We start from the raw sequence: 16,499 nt of genomic DNA, 5'->3' as shown, positions 1-16,499 counted from the left end.
CAAGACGGGGGCGCGTGGCCTGCGTTCTATCTTGGAGCAGGCGCTGATGGATACCATGTTCGAGTTGCCCAGCCTGCACAACGTCGAACGCGTCGTCGTCGAGGAGGCCACCATCACCGAAGGCAAAGCGCCCCTGCTCGTCTATCGCGAGGCAGCCAAGCAGGCATGACCCTACGCCGGCGGCGCACTGGGGCGTGCTTGAGTTCGGCTTTGCCGCCCCCAACTGAGCTGAGAGAAAGGAATTCTCCATGTCCGGACATCCCACGCTCCCTAGCCAGCCCGTCGAGCTGCCGCTGTTGCCGCTGCGCGACGTGGTCGTCTTCCCCCACATGGTCATCCCGCTGTTCGTCGGGCGGCCCAAGAGCATCAAGGCCCTCGAGGTCGCGATGGCCAACGAGCGGCGCATCATGCTGGTTGCACAAAAAACGGCGGCCAAGGATGAGCCCCAGCCCAGCGATCTGTTCGAGATGGGGTGTGTCGCCAGCATCTTGCAGATGCTCAAGCTACCCGACGGAACCGTCAAAGTGCTGGTGGAGGGCGTACAGCGCGCCAAGGTGCTGCAGGTAGAGGAAGGCGAGACGCATTTTTCGGCCAGTGTGATGCCGGTCGATGCCGAAGCGGAGCAGCGCGATGCCGACCCCAAGGAGTTGGAAGCGCTGCGCCGTGCGGTGATGCAGCAGTTTGACCAGTATGTCAAGCTCAACAAAAAGATTCCGGCCGAGATCCTGACCTCGATCGCCAGCATCGACGATCCGGGGCGGCTCGCCGACACGATCGCAGCGCACCTGCCGCTCAAGCTGGAAGCCAAACAGAGTGTGCTCGATCTGGAGCGACTGGTCGCGCGCCTAGAAAATCTGTTCGCGCAACTGGAGGCCGAGGTCGAGATTCTGAATGTCGATCGCCGCATCCGCGGACGCGTCAAGCGCCAGATGGAGAAAAACCAGCGCGAGTTCTATCTCAACGAGCAGGTCAAGGCCATCCAAAAAGAGCTGGGAGAAGGCGAGGAGGGTGCCGACCTCGAGGAGCTGGAAAAGAAGATCAAAGCTGCGCGCATGCCCAAGGAGGCGCGCAAGAAAGCGGAGAGCGAGCTCAAAAAGCTCAAGCTCATGTCGCCGATGTCGGCCGAAGCCACCGTCGTGCGCAACTACATCGATGTGCTGGTCAACCTGCCGTGGAGCAAAAAGACCAAGGTACGCCACGACCTGGCCTATGCCGAGGAAGTGCTCAACGCCGACCACCACGGGCTGGAAAAGGTCAAAGAGCGCATCCTGGAATATCTGGCGGTGCAGCAGCGCGTGGACAAGGTCAAGGCGCCGATCCTGTGCTTGGTCGGCCCGCCGGGTGTGGGCAAGACGTCGTTGGGCCAGTCGATCGCCAAGGCCACCGGTCGTAAATATGTGCGTATGGCGCTCGGAGGCATGCGCGACGAAGCCGAGATTCGCGGTCACCGGCGCACCTACATCGGCGCATTGCCGGGCAAGGTGTTGCAAAACCTGACCAAGGTCGGCGTACGCAATCCGCTGTTTCTGCTGGATGAAATCGACAAGCTCGGCATGGACTTCCGCGGTGACCCCGCCTCGGCGCTACTGGAGGTGCTCGACCCCGAGCAAAACCACACTTTCCAGGACCATTACGTGGAGCTGGATTTCGACCTATCGGACGTGATGTTCGTGGCCACGTCCAATTCGCTCAACATCCCGCCGGCGCTGCTGGACCGCATGGAGGTGATCCGTCTGTCGGGCTACACGGAGGATGAGAAGGTGGCCATCGCGCTGCGCTATCTGCTGCCCAAGCAGCGCGCAAACAACGGTGTGAAGGACGACGAGCTGGAGGTGACCGAGGCTGCCGTGCGCGACATCGTGCGCTACTACACCCGCGAAGCGGGCGTGCGCGCGCTGGAGCGCGAAATCTCGCGCATTTGCCGCAAGGTGGTCAAGGGCTTGCTGCTCAAGAAAATGAGCAAGCCCGTGGTCGTCACACCGGATAATCTGGCGGATTTTCTCGGCGTGCGCAAATATGCATTTGGCCGCGCCGAGCAGCAAAACCAGGTCGGGCAGGTGGTTGGGCTGGCGTGGACGGAGGTCGGCGGCGACTTGCTGACGATCGAAGCGGCAATCATGCCTGGCAAGGGCAATGTGATTCGCACTGGCTCGCTGGGCGATGTGATGAAGGAGTCGGTGGAGGCGGCGCGCACCGTGGTGCGCAGCCGCGCGCGGCGGCTCGGCATATCCGACGAGCTGTTCGAGAAAAAAGACATCCACATCCATGTACCCGATGGGGCCACGCCCAAGGATGGCCCGAGCGCTGGCATCGCAATGACCACGGCGATCGTCTCGGCGCTGACTGGTATCCCGGTGCGCGCCGATGTGGCGATGACCGGCGAGATCACGCTGCGCGGCGAGGTCACCGCCATTGGCGGGCTGAAGGAAAAGCTGCTGGCGGCGCTGCGCGGAGGCATCCGCACCGTGCTGATTCCAGAGGAAAACGTCAAGGATCTGGCCGAGATTCCGGACAACGTCAAGCAGGGGCTGGAGATCGTGCCAGTCAAGTGGATCGATCGCGTGCTGGAACTGGCGCTGGAGCGTCTGCCGGCGCCCCTGCCCGATGTGGAGCCCGTGCTGGAAGCGGCGGCGAGCGCGAGCACGGAGGCACCCGCCGTCAAGCACTGACTGCCGGCTGGCATCGGCGCCAGTCTGCGTGGAAATGCAGCCGATTTTGGTATAAAATGATGGCTTCAGACGATGCAACGGGTACGAAGCGGGCGTCTGAAGTGACGCGGGAATAGCTCAGTTGGTAGAGCGCAACCTTGCCAAGGTTGAGGTCGCGAGTTCGAGACTCGTTTCCCGCTCCAAATTGCGGGTGGCTGGCAACCCAGCCGCCCAATCCGGCGGTCTGTCGGGTTGAACCAGACAAGGCGCGGTAGCAAAGCGGTTATGCACCGGATTGCAAATCCGAGTAGGTCGGTTCGACTCCGGCCCGCGCCTCCAAGGCAAATGTTTCCTGCCAAGGGCGGGGACACAGGCGGGAATAGCTCAGTTGGTAGAGCGCAACCTTGCCAAGGTTGAGGTCGCGAGTTCGAGACTCGTTTCCCGCTCCAAACAGCACACGGGCAAGTCGCAAGGCTTGCCCGTTTCGCATTTAGGGCTTGCCGGCCTGGCCAGTGCGTACCGCAGCCGACTTGGGGGTGCTCGCGGCCTTGGCCGTCGTCTTGCGCGTTGCGGCTGCCTTGGTCGGTTTGGTGCCGGTGCGGGCGGTGCGCGTGACCGGCATGTGAATCTGCAGCGTCTGGCCAGCGTGGAGTCGGGCGCCCACACTCAGTTTGTTCCAGGCGGCCAGGTCGGCGACGCCGACGCGGTGGCGCCGCGCGATGGTGGCCAGGGTGTCGCCAGCGCGCGCTTTGACCCGCACCGTGCGGGTCGGCGGCACATCGGGCGCGAGCAGCAGTTGCGCATGGTCTGCCATGTGTTCCGGTACATCGCGGTCCAACTTGCCCCTCCGCGGCACCAGGATGGTCGAACCGGCCTTGAGCCGCATGCGCGGCGGGATACGGTTGAGCTCGCGCAGGGCGCGTTCGTCCCACCTCAACTGGCGAGCGGCTTGCGCGGTCGTCATGTCCTGAGGCACACGCCAAGCCGTCCAGCTGGCGATGGGGCCGCTGTGCTCGCGCAGTCGCTGGGCAAACAGCAAGGCGTTGTCCCAGGGCAGCAGGATTTCTGGCGTGCCAGAGGCCATGATGACCGGTTTGTTGTGAGACGGATTCAGGGTCCGAAAGTCCACCTCGCTGACGCCAGCCAGCTGAGCGATCACGGCCACGTCGATGTCTCGATCGATGCGCACGGTATCGAAAAACGGATGGTTGCCGATCACCGGCAGCTTCACGCCCCGGGTTTGCGGGTCGGTGACCAGATTTTTGACGGCCTGCAGCTTGGGCACATAGTTGCGCGTCTCGTCCGGCATGCGCAGATCGGGGTAGCTGGTCGGCAGTCCTGCGGCTTGGTTGCGCTTGATGGCGCGTTGCACATTGCCCTCGCCCCAGTTGTAAGCGGCCAGCGCCAGATGCCAATCGCCAAACATGCGGTGCAGGCGCTCCAGATAATCCAGGGCTGCGCGGGTCGAGGCGAGCACGTCTCGCCGGTCGTCGCGGAAGGCGTTTTGTTTGAGGTCGTAATGCTTGCCCGTGGCGGGCATGAACTGCCACATACCGGCCGCCTTGGCGTGCGAGACCGCCTGCGGGTTGAAAGCGCTCTCGATGAAGGGCAGCAGGGCCAGCTCCAGGGGCAGGTTGCGGCGTTCGATCTCTTCCACGATGTGAAAGAGGTATTTGCTGGCCCGGTCCGCCATGCGCTGCAGATAGTCTGGTCGGCTGGCGTACCAGCGTTCCCATTGCTGTACGAGTGGATCGTCCAGGTCCGGCATGGCAAAGCCGCGTTCCATCCGCTCCCACAAGTCTGCTGGCGCGACGACGGGCGCGACGGGATGCAGGCTGGGCAGCGGGGGGGCGGCGACAATGGGAGCAGACGCCGCAGCGGGCGGGGCAGCGCTTGGCGTGGACGGGGGCGATTCACCAGCAGCCGCCGCAGCAGGATGTGTGGGCGGGGCTAGACTGTCGTCGGCCGATCGAGGGGCCGGCAGGGCAGAACAGGCGGCCAGTGCCAGAGGGCACAGCAGCAGCACCAGTCGTTGAAAAAGCGTCATTGGGGCGGATAGGTTCGAATCGGGCCTGGGTGCCGGTGGCTTCGGGTCAGCAAAAGCCGTCTTTCCAGCGGCGCAGGGCAGCGAAAACCTCCACGTCGCTGCGGGCCGCTGGGTCTCGTTGCTGGACCGCGCGCCGCACTGTCGGTTCCCGGCTGCGCAAAAAAGGGTTGATGCCGAGTTCGGTGGCGATGGTGCTGGGCAGAGTGGGCTCACCCACCTCGCGTCGGGCCTGGCAGGCTTGGGCGTAGGCGGCCAACTCGGGGTTGTCCGGCTCGACCGCCCGGGCAAACCGCAGATTGGACAGCGTGTATTCGTGCGCACAGCAGACCTGGGTCTCGCCTGGCAGGGCTGCCAGCCGGTCCAGCGACGCCAGCATCTGCGCCGGTGTCCCTTCGAACAAGCGGCCGCATCCACCCGAAAATAGGGTGTCGCCACAAAACAACCAGCGGGGACCGTCCAGCGGCGCGTTGTTGACATAAGCGATGTGCCCAGCGGTATGACCGGGCACCTCCAATACCCGCCAGTGTTGCCCCAGCGCCTCGATGGTGTCACCTTCGGCAACGGGTTCCACCGGTTCGGGCAGGGGCTCGCCAGCGGGACCAACAACACGGCAAGCCGTGGCCGAGCGCAGGGCATGCACGCCGCCCACGTGGTCGGCGTGGTGGTGGGTAAGGAAAATGCCCTGCAGGCACAGGCCCCGCTTTTGCAGCGCATGCTGCACGGGGGAAGCGTCGCCTGGGTCCACCACCCAGGCCTCGCCATCCCGGTGCAGCAGCCAGATGTAGTTGTCGCTCAAGGCGGGCAGCGGCTCCACGATCAACGCGGATCGCCGCTTGGTCGCGGCAGACGGTACTATCGTCATATGGTGATGATAGCCGGCGATGATGCCGTGGTCGATCGATTCATCGATGCCCTGTGGCTGGAGGATGGGCTGGCGGCGCGCACCCTGGCTGCCTACCGCAGTGACTTGCAAGGCTTTCGCGGCTGGCTCGCCGCGCGGGACAAAGGGCTGTTGCAGGCGGGGGCGGCCGAGCTGCAGGCCTATATGGCGCAGCGGCTGCCTGGCAGTCGGGCCAGCTCCAGCAACCGGCGGTTGGCGGTTTTTCGGCGTTTTTACCGCTGGGCCCTGCGCGAGGGGTTGCTGCAGGCCGACCCCACGCTCGCCTTGCTGTCCGCCAAGCGCATGTTGCGCGTGCCCAAGACGCTGACCGAGGCACAAGTCGAGGCCTTGCTGGCGGCGCCGGATACGGCCCAGCCGCTGGGTCTGCGCGACCGCGCGATGCTGGAGCTGATGTACGCCAGCGGATTGCGCGTCAGCGAGTTGGTGGCGCTGCGCTTGTTCGAGGTCAGCCTGCCTGACCAGGTGGTGCGCGTCACGGGCAAGGGGGACAAACAGCGCTTGGTGCCGTTTGGCGATGTGGCGGCGGACTGGTTGCGGCGCTATTTGACGCAGGCACGCCCAGTGCTGATGGCAGGCCGCACCAGCGATGACCTGTTCGTCACCGAACGCCACGGCCAGGCCATGACCCGGGTGATGTTTTGGATGTTGGTCAAACGCTACGCCCAGCAGGCAGGCATCACCGCACCGCTGTCACCGCACACCCTGCGCCACGCATTCGCCACCCATTTGCTCAATCACGGCGCCGATCTGCGCGCGGTGCAGTTGTTGCTGGGGCATGCGGACATTTCCACCACCACCATTTACACCCATGTGGCCCGCGAGCGGCTCAAGGCCCTGCATGCGCAGCACCATCCGCGCGCAAGGGGCTGAGCGGCATGTCTCAGACGATTTGTTCAAGAAAGGCGAGTTCTGTTGCCGTAAAGCCCGCACGCAGCCGTGCATCGGTATTCAGGGGCGGTTTGGGCAGCGGTGCGCGGTGCAAGCGCATCAAATGACGAAAGTGCGCCATGGGCTCGAGCCCCTGTTGGTCGCACAGCCAGCGGTACCACCGGTTGCCGATGGCCACATGGCCCACCTCGTCGCGCAGAATGATGTCGAGGATTGCGCACGCCTGCAAGGCTGTGGCCGTACCGGCGCGGCGCAGCTTGGCTTGGATCAGCGGGGTGGCGTCCAACCCTCGGGCCTCCAAGGTGCGGGGCACGAGCGCCATGCGGGCAACGATATCGCGTGCGGTTTTGTCGCACATGGTCCACAAGCCGTCGTGCGCATCGAAGTCACCGTAGTCCCAGCGGCGCCCGTCGGGGCCACGCAGGCTGCGCAGGTGGTCGCGCAACAGGGTGAAGTGCTCCGCTTCCTCGGCAGCGACACGCAACCAGTCGCGGTAAAACGCCTCGGGCATGCCGGGAAAGCGCCACACAGCATCCAGTGCCAGGTTGATCGCGTTGAATTCGATGTGGCAGATGGCGTGGATCAGGGCGGCGTGTCCCTCCGTGGTGAAAGGGGATCGTGGGGGCACCGCGCCTGGTTCGATCAACCGTGGACGCACCGGCCGCCCCGGCAGGGGCCGATCGGCCGCTGGGGCCCAGGTCGCGGCGGGATCGACACACGAACGATCCGATTCGGCCTGCACAGCTTGCCAGAGCGCCCGTACACCCTGGACCTTCGTGTCGGGGTCGGCTTGCGTCAGCCAGTGCAGCGCCTGGGCGCGTGCGTCTGACACCGATGCCTGGGCAGCGGCGGTCATGGTGGACAGGGAGGGATGCATCCGTACAATTCTATAAATGGGTATTTACCAACTCGACGACATCGTCCCCGATGTGCACCCGTCGGTGTTCGTGGCCGACACGGCCCGTGTGATGGGCCGCGTTACCCTGGCCGAGGACGCCAGCGTCTGGTTCGGCGCGGTTTTGCGTGGTGACACCGATCCCATCACCGTTGGTCGCGGCAGCAACATCCAGGACGGCAGCGTGCTGCACGCGGACGTGGGCTATCCGCTGACCATTGGTGAGCATGTCACCGTGGGGCATCAGGTCATGCTGCATGGCTGCACCATCGGAGATGAGTCGCTAATTGGCATCGGCGCGGTGGTGCTCAATGGCGCGCGCATCGGTCGGCACTGCCTGGTTGGCGCCGGCGCGCTGGTGACCGAGGGCAAGGAATTCCCCGATGGGTCGATGATCCTGGGCAGCCCAGCGAAGCTGGTGCGCCAGCTCACGCCGCAGCAGATCGAGGGCCTGCGCTGGAGCGCGCGCCATTACATCGAAAACGCGCGACGTTTTCGGGCCGGCCTCAAGCGCATGGGCTAAGGGGCGCGCGTGTCCGAACTGCACAAATTTCTGTTCGACGGTGTGCCCGTGCGCGGGGCTTTGGTGCGCCTGACCGACGGTTGGCAGGAACTGTTGCGCCGACGCCAGAGCGCGGGCGGGTATCCCCCGGCGGTGATGGAGCTGCTGGGCGAGATGGTGGCGACTGCGGTATTGCTGCACAGCAACATCAAATTCGCCGGGGCGCTGGTGTTGCAGATCTTTGGTGATGGACCGGTCAAGGTGGCCGTGGCCGAGGTGCAGCCCGATTTGTCGTTTCGCGCGACCGCCACGGTGCGAGGAGAGGTGGGGCCGGGGGTGCCGCTGTCCCACATGGTGAATGTGTTGGGGCAGGGGCGCTGCGCGATCACGCTGGATCCGCGCGAGCGCCAGCCGGGACAGCAGCCTTATCAGGGCGTCGTGCCCCTGACCGACGCCGCAGGGCGCCCTTTGGAGCGTTTGAGTGACGTCATCGGCCACTATATGCAGCAGAGTGAGCAGTTGGACACCCGGTTGGTGCTGGCGGCGGATGCGTCGATCGCGGCAGGCTTGCTGATTCAACGCATGCCAGCCATGGGACAAGGCAATCTGTCCGGTACGGCGGCCGTGGCGCACGAGTCCGATGCACTCGGGGCAAACGAGGACTTTCACCGCATCGCGACGCTGGCCAGCAGCCTCACGCGCCAGGAGCTGTTGGGGCTGGATGCCGACACCATCCTGCATCGCCTGTTCTGGCAGGAAAACCTGCTGCGTTTGGCACCGTCCTCCCCGGCCCAGGCGCAACCGCGCTTTGCCTGCACCTGCTCGCGCGAGCGGGTGGGGGCCATGTTGCGCGGCCTGGGTGTGCAGGAGGTCGAGGCCATCCTGGCCGAGCAAGGCGAAGTCGATGTGGGGTGCGATTTTTGCGGCTTGCACTACCGCTTCGATCCCGTCGATGCCGCGCGCCTGTTTCTGACGCAGGACCAGCAGCCGCCGGGCTCCGATCGCATGCAGTGACGCCGGCGACCAGGCGTCGGCGCAGCGCGGTATTGACCGGGGCTTTCACTGCGGAGGTGTCAGGCCACCCGACGGCCGGGCGCTCCCCGGTCCCTGAATCTGCACGAAGATTTCATTGGGCTTGACCATGCCCAACTCCTGGCGCGCGATCTCCTCGACCGTCTCGACGCCTTCGTACAGGTCCTGGACCTCGGCCGCCAGTCGTTCGTTGCGCAGCCGGGCGGCTTCGTTGGCTTGTTCCTGTTTGGCCAGCTCGCGGCGCAGTGCGTCCACCTGCACCACGCTGCCCCGACCAAACCAGATTTGCCCCTGGATCACGGCCAGCAGCCCGAGCAACACTGCCGTGACCCAGCGGGCGCGCATGGCGGAGGGGATCAGCGCAGGTTGTAGAAGGCGTCACGGCCCGGGTAGACCGCCACGTCGCCCAGATCCTCCTCGATGCGCAGCAGCTGGTTGTACTTGGCCATGCGGTCGCTGCGGCTCATCGATCCCGTCTTGATCTGGCCGGCATTGGTGCCCACCGCGATGTCGGCGATGGTGCTGTCCTCGGTCTCGCCGGAGCGGTGGCTGATGACGGCCGTGTAGCCAGCGCGTTTGGCCATCTCGATGGCGGCGAACGTCTCGGTCAGCGTGCCAATCTGGTTGATCTTGATGAGGATGGAGTTGGCGATGCCTCTGGAGATGCCTTCTTTCAAGATCTTCGTGTTGGTGACGAACAGGTCGTCGCCCACCAATTGGACCTTGGGGCCCAGTCGCTGGGTGAGTTGCGCCCAGCCGTCCCAGTCGCCCTCGGCCATGCCGTCCTCGATGCTGATGATGGGATATTTGTCGCACCAGGTGGCCAGGATGTGGGTCCACTCGGCAGCGTTGAGTACCAGGCCCTCTCCTTCGAGGTGATAGACCTTGGAGCCATCCGGGCCATCCTTGCAAAACTCGCTGGCCGCGCAGTCCAAGCCCAGGGCGATCTGTTGACCCGCGGTGTAGCCCGCTTTGTCGATGGCTTCGAGGATGAGCTGGATGGCCGCCTCGTGGTTGGCCACGCTGGGCGCAAAGCCGCCTTCGTCGCCGACCGCAGTGCTCATGCCGCGGTCATGGATGATTTTCTTGAGCGCATGGAACACCTCCGCGCCCCAGCGGATCGCCTCGCGGAAGGAGGGGGCACCGACAGGCAGGATCATGAACTCCTGCAGATCGAGGTTGTTGTTGGCATGTGCGCCGCCGTTGATGACATTCATCATGGGTACGGGCATTTGCACTGCCGCGCTGCCGCCAAAGTAGCGGTATAGCGGCAGACCCGCTTCTTCGGCCGCGGCGCGCGCCACCGCCATGCTGACCGCCAGCATGGCGTTGGCGCCCAGGCGGCTCTTGTTGTCGGTGCCGTCCAGCTCGATCAGCGTCTTGTCCAGGAAGGCCTGTTCGCTCGCGTCCAGCCCCAGCACGGCTTCGCTGATCTCGGTGTTGATGTGCTCGACGGCCTTGAGCACCCCCTTGCCGAGGTAGCGGTTGGGGTCACCGTCGCGCAGCTCGATGGCCTCGCGGCTGCCAGTGGAGGCGCCGGATGGCACGGCCGCGCGGCCCATGACGCCCGATTCCAGCAGCACATCACACTCGACGGTGGGGTTGCCGCGGCTGTCCAGAATCTCGCGGCCGACGATATCGACAATGGCGCTCATGCGTGGGTTCCTTCGTTGCGTGGGATGGGTGTTGGGACCAGGTCAATGGGTGGGACGGGTGGCGGGCCCTCAGGTCATGCCCTCGACAGCGATCATGCGCATCACGGCCGCGCCAGCGCGCGCCTCGCGCGCACGGCGGTATTCCGGTGAGTCGTGGAAGGCGCGCGCCGCTGCCACCGTCGGAAAGCGCAGCACGACGACGCGGCTGGGTTGCCAGTCGCCCTCCAGCACGGTGACGGCGCCGCCGCGCACCAACACCTCGGCGCCGTGTGCCTGGATGGCGGCGCTGGACCAGCGCTTGTATTCCTCGTACTGCTGCGGATCGGTGACGTCCACGTCGGCGATGATGTATGCGCTCATGGGATTCGGATGGGGAAGGATAGGCGCGACAGCCGGGGCCCCGCGCAGCGAAAGGGTCAGGCCGCAGACAATGCCGTCTCCAGCAGCGGCTGGCGCTTGACGATGGCATCGAGCTCACGCAGCGACGCCAGCAACGGCCGCATGAACTTCAGCGGCACGGCGTTGGGGCCGTCCGACAGCGCTTGCGTCGGGTTGGGGTGGGTTTCCATGAACAGCCCGGCCACGCCGACGGCCACCGCAGCGCGCGCCAGCGGCGGCACAAATTCGCGCTGGCCGCCAGAGCTCGTGCCCTGGCCGCCGGGCAGCTGCACGCTGTGCGTGGCATCGAACACCACCGGCGCGCCGCTGTCGCGCATGAGCACCAGGCTCCTCATGTCCGACACCAGGTTGTGGTAGCCAAAGCTGAAACCGCGCTCGCAGGCCAGAAAATTGTCTTCTGGCAGGCCCTTTTCGCGCGCAGCGGCGCGGGCCTTGTCGATGACATGCTTCATGTCGTGCGGCGCGAGAAACTGCCCCTTCTTGATGTTGACCGGTTTGCCGGACTGCGCCACGGCGCGGATGAAGTCCGTTTGGCGGCACAAAAAAGCCGGTGTCTGCAGCACATCCACCACGGCAGCCACCGCTGGCACCTCGGCCTCGGTGTGCACATCGGTCAGCACGGGCACGCCGATCTCGCGGCGCACCTTGGCCAAGATCTCCAGCCCTCGCTCCATGCCGGGGCCTCGAAACGAGGCCCCGCTGGAGCGGTTGGCCTTGTCGTAACTGCTCTTGAAGATGAATGGGATGCCCAGCTCCGCCGTGATGGCCTTGAGTTGGCCAGCGACATCCATCTGCAGCTGCTCGCTTTCGACCACGCACGGGCCAGCGATCAGGAAGAAAGGCCGGTGCAGGCCGATCTCGAAACCGCACAGATTCATGCACCAGCCTCCTGCCGTTGATGCTGCAGCGCTGCGGCGATATAGGCATTGAACAGCGGGTGTCCGTCCCACGGGGTGGACTTGAATTCGGGATGGAATTGCACCCCCATGTACCAAGGGTGCACCTCCTGCGGCAATTCGATGATCTCGGTGAGCTGTTCGCGCTGTGTCAGCGCCGAGATGACGAGCCCGGCCTGGCGCAGCCGATCGAGGTACTGCGTGTTGGCCTCGTAGCGGTGTCGGTGGCGTTCGGTGACGACTGGGCCATAGATGCGGTAAGCCAGTGTGCCCGGTACGACGTCGGCGCTTTGCGCTCCCAGCCGCATCGTGCCGCCGAGGTCACTGTCCGCATCGCGTTTTTGCAGGGTGCCGCTGGCATCCATCCATTCGTCGATGAGCGCGATCACCGGATGCGGGGTGTGCGGGTCGAACTCGGTGGAGTTGGCGCCCGCCAGCCCCGCGGCATGGCGTGCGAACTCGATCGTGGCCACCTGCATGCCCAGACAGATGCCGAGGTAAGGCACTTTGTGTTCGCGCGCGAACTGCGCGGCGCGGATCTTGCCCTCCACCCCGCGCTTGCCAAAGCCCCCGGGAACCAAGATGGCGTCAAAGCCGCCCAAGCGTTCGGTTATGTCATCGCCCTCCAGTGTTTCGGAGTCGATGTAGCTGATCGCCACGCGCACATGGTTTTTCAGCCCGGCATGGCGCAGCGCCTCGTTGAGCGATTTGTAGCTGTCCGACAAATCGACATATTTGCCGACCATGGCAATGCGCACCTCGCCGCGCGGATGCTCGACCTCGTAGACCAAATCGTCCCAGCGCTTGAGGTTGGCGGGCGGGGTATGCAGGCGCAGTTTGTCGCAGATCAGGCCGTCGAGCCCCTGCTCGTGCAGCACGCGTGGCACCTTGTAGATGGTGTCGACATCGGGCATCGAGATCACGCCCCACAGCGGCACGTTGGTAAACAGGCTGATCTTCTCGCGCTCCTCGTCTGGGATGACACGGTCGGCGCGGCACAGCAGCGCGTCGGGCTGGATGCCAATCTCGCGCAGTTTCTGCACCGTATGCTGGGTCGGCTTGGTCTTGAGCTCGCCGGCGGCGGCGATCCAGGGCACATAGGTCAGATGGACAAAGGCCGAGTGGTTGGGCCCCAGGCGCAGGCTCATCTGTCGCGCTGCCTCCAGAAACGGCAGCGACTCGATGTCACCGACCGTGCCGCCGATCTCGGCAATCGCCACATCCACGCCCTCGGCACCGCGCTGGATGAAGGTTTGGATCTCGTTGGTGACGTGCGGGATGACCTGCACCGTCTTGCCGAGGTAGTCGCCGCGGCGCTCCTTTTCCAGCACCGACTTGTAGATTTGGCCAGTGGTGAAGTTGTTGGAGCGCTTCATGCGGGTGGTGATGAAACGCTCGTAATGGCCCAGATCCAGGTCGGTCTCGGCGCCGTCGTCGGTGACGAACACCTCGCCGTGCTGGAACGGGCTCATCGTGCCCGGATCGACGTTGAGATAGGGGTCGAGCTTGATCAGCGTGACCTTGAGGCCGCGCGACTCCAGCAGCGCGGCCAGCGACGCAGAAGCGATCCCCTTGCCAAGGGACGACACCACGCCGCCGGTGACGAACACATATTTGGTCATGTCAATGGGCGGGCCGACATGGGCCCGACTGAGGAAAGACCGATTATAAAAGCCGGGCTGCCCGATGCCGGGGCAACGGTATAGTGCGGGCGTATGAAAGAACTCGACGGTAAGCACATCGTCCTGGGGTTGTCGGGCGGCATCGCCTGCTACAAGTCGGCCGAGCTGTGCCGGCTGCTGGTGCAGGCGGGTGCCCGTGTTCGGGTGCTGCTGACCGAGGCAGCGGCGCAGTTCATCACGCCGGTGACGATGCAGGCGCTCAGCGGCCAGCCGGTCGTCACCAGCCAGTGGGATGCGCGCGAGCCCAATGCGATGGCGCACATCAACCTGGGCCGCTGGGCCGACGCGATCGTGGTGGCGCCGGCGAGCGCCGACTTCATCGCGCAGCTGGCGCAGGGCCGCGCCGACGCGCTGCTGGCGCTGCTGTGCCTGGCACGGCCGGCGCAGCGCGTGCCGCTGCTGCTGGCTCCGGCGATGAACCGCGAGATGTGGGCGCACCCGGCCACCCAGCGCAACGTCGCGCAAGCAGCCGCCGACGGTGCCACGGTGTTGGGGGTTGGGCAGGGCGAGCAGGCGTGCGGCGAGGTGGGCGACGGCCGCATGCTGGAGCCGCAGGAGATCGTGGAAGAGCTGGTTGCGCACCTGCAGCCCAAGGTGCTGCGCGGCCAGCGCGTGCTGGTGACCGCAGGGCCGACGTTCGAGCCGATCGACCCGGTGCGTGGCATCACCAACCACAGCAGCGGCAAAATGGGTTTTGCGGTGGCGCGCGCGGCGCGCGAGGCGGGCGCCGAGGTGACGCTGGTGGCCGGTCCGGTGCATCTGGATACGCCGCGTGGGGTGCACCGCGTGGATGTGCAGACCGCGCAGCAGATGTTGGCGGCGGTCTTGGCGCAAGTCGATGCTGCCGACCTCTTTATCGCCGCTGCTGCGGTGTCCGATTGGCGCCCTGCCCAAGTAGCGGAGCACAAACTGAAGAAGGCCGACGGCAGTCCGCCTCCGGCACTCACTTTCGTTGAGAATCCGGATATCCTGGCGACGGTGGCGGCTCTGCCGCGCGCGCAGCGCCGCGAGCTCTATTGCGTTGGCTTTGCGGCCGAAAGCCACGACCTGCTGGCCCATGCGCAGGCCAAGCGCGTGCGCAAGGGGGTGCCACTGCTGGTTGGCAATATCGGCCCGGCCACCTTCGGCCGCGATGACAATGCCTTGGTTCTGGTGGATGAGCGCCAGGCGCTGGAGCTGCCCCCAGCGCCCAAAATCGTGTTGGCGCGCCAGCTCATCGGCGAGATCGCGCGACGGCTCGGCCTGCCGCGCGAGGCCGACTGATCCGGCGCGCGCGCCACCGCTGGCGGGTGCCGTTGACTGGCGAGCTGCGACGTCAGGTCACCGTCGGCTGGATGCGAAACCACAGCGCATACAGCGCCGGCACGAACAAGAGCGTGATGGCCGTGCCCACGGCCACACCGCCGATCAGCACATAGGCCAGCGGCCCCCAGAAGCTGTCGTGCGTCAGCGGCACGAAGGCCAGCACCGCGGCCAGGGCTGTGAGCACCACCGGACGGGCGCGCTGCACCGCGGCTTCGACCACGGCGTTGAAGGCGCTCAGGCCGACGTCGAAGTTGTCGGCGACCTGCTGTGTGAGGATCAGCGTGTTGCGCATCAGAATACCCGCCAGGCCCGTCAGGCCCAGCAGCGCGACGAAGCCAAACGGCTGCCAAAACACCAGCAATGCCAGCACCGCGCCGATCAGCCCCAGCGGCGCGGTGGCCACGACCATGAAGGTACCGGCGAACGAGCGCATTTGCAACATGATGAAGACCAGCATCGCCGCTACCATCAGCGGCTGCAGCTTTTGGATCGAGAGATTGGCCTTCTCGGACTGCTCCACCGAGCCACCGATGGCTACACGGTAGCCGGGCGGCAGCTCGGCGCGCAGCGGTTCTAGCGCTTTCCAGACGGCGGCGGTCACATCGTTGGGCTGCGCGCCGCTCACCTCGGCCTGCACGGCCACGAACGGTTCGCGGTTGTAGCGCTTGATGACCGGCTCCTCGTAGCGCACTTCCAGACTGCCGAGCTGTGCCACTGGTACCTTGCGCCCGTCGCGGTTGAGCAACTCCAGCGAGCCGACCGTCTCGGCGCTGGGGCGCGCGCCCCACACCGCCCCGCGCGCAGTCAGCTCCACCGTGCGGTTGCCCAGCCGCAGCTGCGTCACCGGCACGCCGTCAAGCAAGGTCTGCAGCTGCTGCGCCATGTCTTGTGGGGTGAGACCCAGCAACCGCAGCCGGTCGGCGTCGGCGCGCAGGGCCAGCACCGGCACCCGCTCGTCCCACTCCAGATGCGGATCGACCACGTGCGGATCGGCTGCCATCACCTCGCGCACCCGGTGCGCCCAGCGGCGCAACTCCACCGGATCGGGCCCGAAGATGCGAAACTGCACCGGCCAGGCCACTGGCGGGCCATACAACAGCCGCGCCACACGCACGCGCGCCTCGGCGAACTCGCCGCGGCGGATATGGTCTTCGAGGGTCGCAATGATGCGGTCGCGGCCGGACTCGTCGTGCGCGACGACGATGAGCTTGCCAAACGCTGGGTTCGGCGGCTCGGGGTTGGCAGAGATAAAAAAGCGCGGCGCGCCTGCCCCCACGTAGGCCGACAGCGTCCGCACCTCCGGCATCGGCGCCAGGATCGCTTCGAGCCGGCGTACCGTCTGGTCGGTGACGCGGATGCTGGTCCCCTGCGGCAGGTAGACGCTGACCAGCACCTCCGTACGGTCGCTGCTGGGGAAGAACTGCTTGGGCACCACCGTGGCCATGGCGAACCCGGCCAGCACCAGCAGTGCCACGGTGGCGGCCACCACGGTCTTGCGCTGCGTCACACACCAGGCTACGAGGGCCCGCAGCCGGCGGTACGCCGGGCTTTGGTAGAGCTGGTCATGGCTGTGGCGCGCCTCGGGCGGCACGTCGCGCAGCATCTTGACACCCAGATAAGGCGTGAACGTCACCGCCACCAGCCAAGAC

Annotated in this window: 14 protein-coding genes, 3 tRNA genes and 1 pseudogene; 9 read left to right on the top strand and 9 right to left on the bottom strand. The window is 65.7% G+C overall.

Features of this window, described 5'->3' with window-relative positions; translation table 11 throughout:
* From P3W97_RS03500 to P3W97_RS03480, 5 genes and pseudogenes are all read left to right on the top strand, one after another.
* Positions 1-169, top strand: a pseudogene (locus tag P3W97_RS03500) (ATP-dependent Clp protease ATP-binding subunit ClpX); the annotation flags it as partial.
* Positions 170-248: 79 nt separating this feature from the next.
* The gene (gene lon, locus P3W97_RS03495) at positions 249-2,669 is read left to right on the top strand and encodes an endopeptidase La (RefSeq protein ID WP_300843825.1); all 2,421 of its coding nucleotides are present in this window, start codon (positions 249-251) and stop codon (positions 2,667-2,669) included.
* Positions 2,670-2,775: 106 nt separating this feature from the next.
* Positions 2,776-2,851: transfer RNA gene (locus P3W97_RS03490), tRNA-Gly, on the top strand.
* A gap of 62 nt (positions 2,852-2,913) precedes the next feature.
* A tRNA-Cys gene (locus P3W97_RS03485) sits at positions 2,914-2,987 on the top strand.
* Positions 2,988-3,021: 34 nt separating this feature from the next.
* Positions 3,022-3,097: transfer RNA gene (locus tag P3W97_RS03480), tRNA-Gly, on the top strand.
* 41 nt (positions 3,098-3,138) lie between these two features.
* Here P3W97_RS03480 and P3W97_RS03475 read toward each other — a convergent pair.
* Both P3W97_RS03475 and gloB read right to left on the bottom strand, forming a co-directional pair.
* Positions 3,139-4,695: a transglycosylase SLT domain-containing protein gene (locus P3W97_RS03475; RefSeq protein WP_300843823.1), complete on the bottom strand. Its 1,557-nt coding sequence runs from the start codon at positions 4,693-4,695 to the stop codon at positions 3,139-3,141.
* Between the two features lie 46 nt (positions 4,696-4,741).
* Positions 4,742-5,557, bottom strand: coding sequence for a hydroxyacylglutathione hydrolase (gloB, locus tag P3W97_RS03470; RefSeq protein WP_300843821.1), 816 nt, complete (start codon positions 5,555-5,557; stop codon positions 4,742-4,744).
* Between the two features lie 6 nt (positions 5,558-5,563).
* Here gloB and xerD point away from each other — a divergent pair, with 6 nt between their 5' ends.
* Positions 5,564-6,466, top strand: coding sequence for a site-specific tyrosine recombinase XerD (xerD, locus tag P3W97_RS03465; RefSeq protein WP_300843819.1), 903 nt, complete (start codon positions 5,564-5,566; stop codon positions 6,464-6,466).
* A 10-nt stretch (positions 6,467-6,476) separates the two neighbouring features.
* Here xerD and P3W97_RS03460 read toward each other — a convergent pair whose 3' ends face one another.
* Complete coding sequence (locus P3W97_RS03460) at positions 6,477-7,340, bottom strand: ferritin-like domain-containing protein (protein WP_300843817.1); 864 nt, start codon at positions 7,338-7,340, stop codon at positions 6,477-6,479.
* A gap of 37 nt (positions 7,341-7,377) precedes the next feature.
* Here P3W97_RS03460 and P3W97_RS03455 point away from each other — a divergent pair, with 37 nt between their 5' ends.
* Together P3W97_RS03455 and P3W97_RS03450 are read left to right on the top strand one after the other, a co-directional pair.
* On the top strand, positions 7,378-7,902 hold the full coding sequence (locus tag P3W97_RS03455) for a gamma carbonic anhydrase family protein (protein ID WP_300843815.1): 525 nt from the start codon (positions 7,378-7,380) through the stop codon (positions 7,900-7,902).
* A gap of 9 nt (positions 7,903-7,911) precedes the next feature.
* Positions 7,912-8,895, top strand: a complete 984-nt coding sequence (locus P3W97_RS03450; RefSeq protein WP_300843813.1) for an Hsp33 family molecular chaperone HslO — start codon at positions 7,912-7,914, stop codon at positions 8,893-8,895.
* Between the two features lie 45 nt (positions 8,896-8,940).
* On the opposite strand, the gene ftsB is transcribed toward P3W97_RS03450, so the two are convergent.
* From ftsB to P3W97_RS03425, 5 genes are all read right to left on the bottom strand, one after another.
* Complete coding sequence (gene ftsB, locus P3W97_RS03445; protein WP_300843811.1) at positions 8,941-9,258, bottom strand: cell division protein FtsB; 318 nt, start codon at positions 9,256-9,258, stop codon at positions 8,941-8,943.
* An 11-nt stretch (positions 9,259-9,269) separates the two neighbouring features.
* On the bottom strand, positions 9,270-10,568 hold the full coding sequence (gene eno / locus P3W97_RS03440) for a phosphopyruvate hydratase (protein WP_300843809.1): 1,299 nt from the start codon (positions 10,566-10,568) through the stop codon (positions 9,270-9,272).
* A 69-nt stretch (positions 10,569-10,637) separates the two neighbouring features.
* A complete protein-coding gene (locus tag P3W97_RS03435) occupies positions 10,638-10,928 on the bottom strand; it encodes a DUF1330 domain-containing protein (protein ID WP_300843807.1) in 291 nt (96 codons plus the stop codon).
* Positions 10,929-10,984: 56 nt separating this feature from the next.
* A complete protein-coding gene (kdsA, locus tag P3W97_RS03430) occupies positions 10,985-11,845 on the bottom strand; it encodes a 3-deoxy-8-phosphooctulonate synthase (RefSeq protein ID WP_300843805.1) in 861 nt (286 codons plus the stop codon).
* Positions 11,842-13,485, bottom strand: a complete 1,644-nt coding sequence (locus P3W97_RS03425) for a CTP synthase (RefSeq protein ID WP_300843803.1) — start codon at positions 13,483-13,485, stop codon at positions 11,842-11,844. Before P3W97_RS03425 ends, kdsA begins: the two co-directional genes overlap by 4 nt.
* Before the next feature lie 93 nt (positions 13,486-13,578).
* Between P3W97_RS03425 and coaBC the strand changes: the two genes are divergently transcribed.
* Entirely contained in the window at positions 13,579-14,808 is a 1,230-nt protein-coding gene (gene coaBC / locus P3W97_RS03420; RefSeq protein WP_300843801.1) for a bifunctional phosphopantothenoylcysteine decarboxylase/phosphopantothenate--cysteine ligase CoaBC, read from the top strand.
* A 52-nt stretch (positions 14,809-14,860) separates the two neighbouring features.
* Here coaBC and P3W97_RS03415 read toward each other — a convergent pair.
* Positions 14,861-16,499, bottom strand: a 1,639-nt coding sequence (locus P3W97_RS03415; protein ID WP_300843799.1) for an efflux RND transporter permease subunit, incomplete at its 5' end; no start/stop codon positions are given.

Source organism: Tepidimonas sp. (assembly GCF_029335975.1).
In the GTDB taxonomy this organism is placed as follows: Bacteria; Pseudomonadota; Gammaproteobacteria; order Burkholderiales; family Burkholderiaceae_C; genus Tepidimonas.
The sequence above is the reverse complement of the archived record's forward strand: the minus strand, read 5'-3'. Positions and strand labels throughout refer to the sequence as shown.

What these genes read in the sequence shown, in the direction of transcription:
- kdsA (WP_300843805.1), bottom strand. Translation starts at nt 11,845, where the DNA reads ATGAATCTGTGCGGTTTCGAGATCGGCCTGCACCGGCCTTTCTTCCTG.
- P3W97_RS03475 (WP_300843823.1), bottom strand. Translation starts at nt 4,695, where the DNA reads ATGACGCTTTTTCAACGACTGGTGCTGCTGCTGTGCCCTCTGGCACTG.
- P3W97_RS03460 (WP_300843817.1), bottom strand. Translation starts at nt 7,340, where the DNA reads ATGACCGCCGCTGCCCAGGCATCGGTGTCAGACGCACGCGCCCAGGCG.
- P3W97_RS03435 (WP_300843807.1), bottom strand. Translation starts at nt 10,928, where the DNA reads ATGAGCGCATACATCATCGCCGACGTGGACGTCACCGATCCGCAGCAG.
- gloB (WP_300843821.1), bottom strand. Translation starts at nt 5,557, where the DNA reads ATGACGATAGTACCGTCTGCCGCGACCAAGCGGCGATCCGCGTTGATC.
- xerD (WP_300843819.1), top strand. Translation starts at nt 5,564, where the DNA reads ATGATAGCCGGCGATGATGCCGTGGTCGATCGATTCATCGATGCCCTG.
- ftsB (WP_300843811.1), bottom strand. Translation starts at nt 9,258, where the DNA reads ATGCGCGCCCGCTGGGTCACGGCAGTGTTGCTCGGGCTGCTGGCCGTG.
- coaBC (WP_300843801.1), top strand. Translation starts at nt 13,579, where the DNA reads ATGAAAGAACTCGACGGTAAGCACATCGTCCTGGGGTTGTCGGGCGGC.
- P3W97_RS03455 (WP_300843815.1), top strand. Translation starts at nt 7,378, where the DNA reads ATGGGTATTTACCAACTCGACGACATCGTCCCCGATGTGCACCCGTCG.
- lon (WP_300843825.1), top strand. Translation starts at nt 249, where the DNA reads ATGTCCGGACATCCCACGCTCCCTAGCCAGCCCGTCGAGCTGCCGCTG.
- eno (WP_300843809.1), bottom strand. Translation starts at nt 10,568, where the DNA reads ATGAGCGCCATTGTCGATATCGTCGGCCGCGAGATTCTGGACAGCCGC.
- P3W97_RS03425 (WP_300843803.1), bottom strand. Translation starts at nt 13,485, where the DNA reads ATGACCAAATATGTGTTCGTCACCGGCGGCGTGGTGTCGTCCCTTGGC.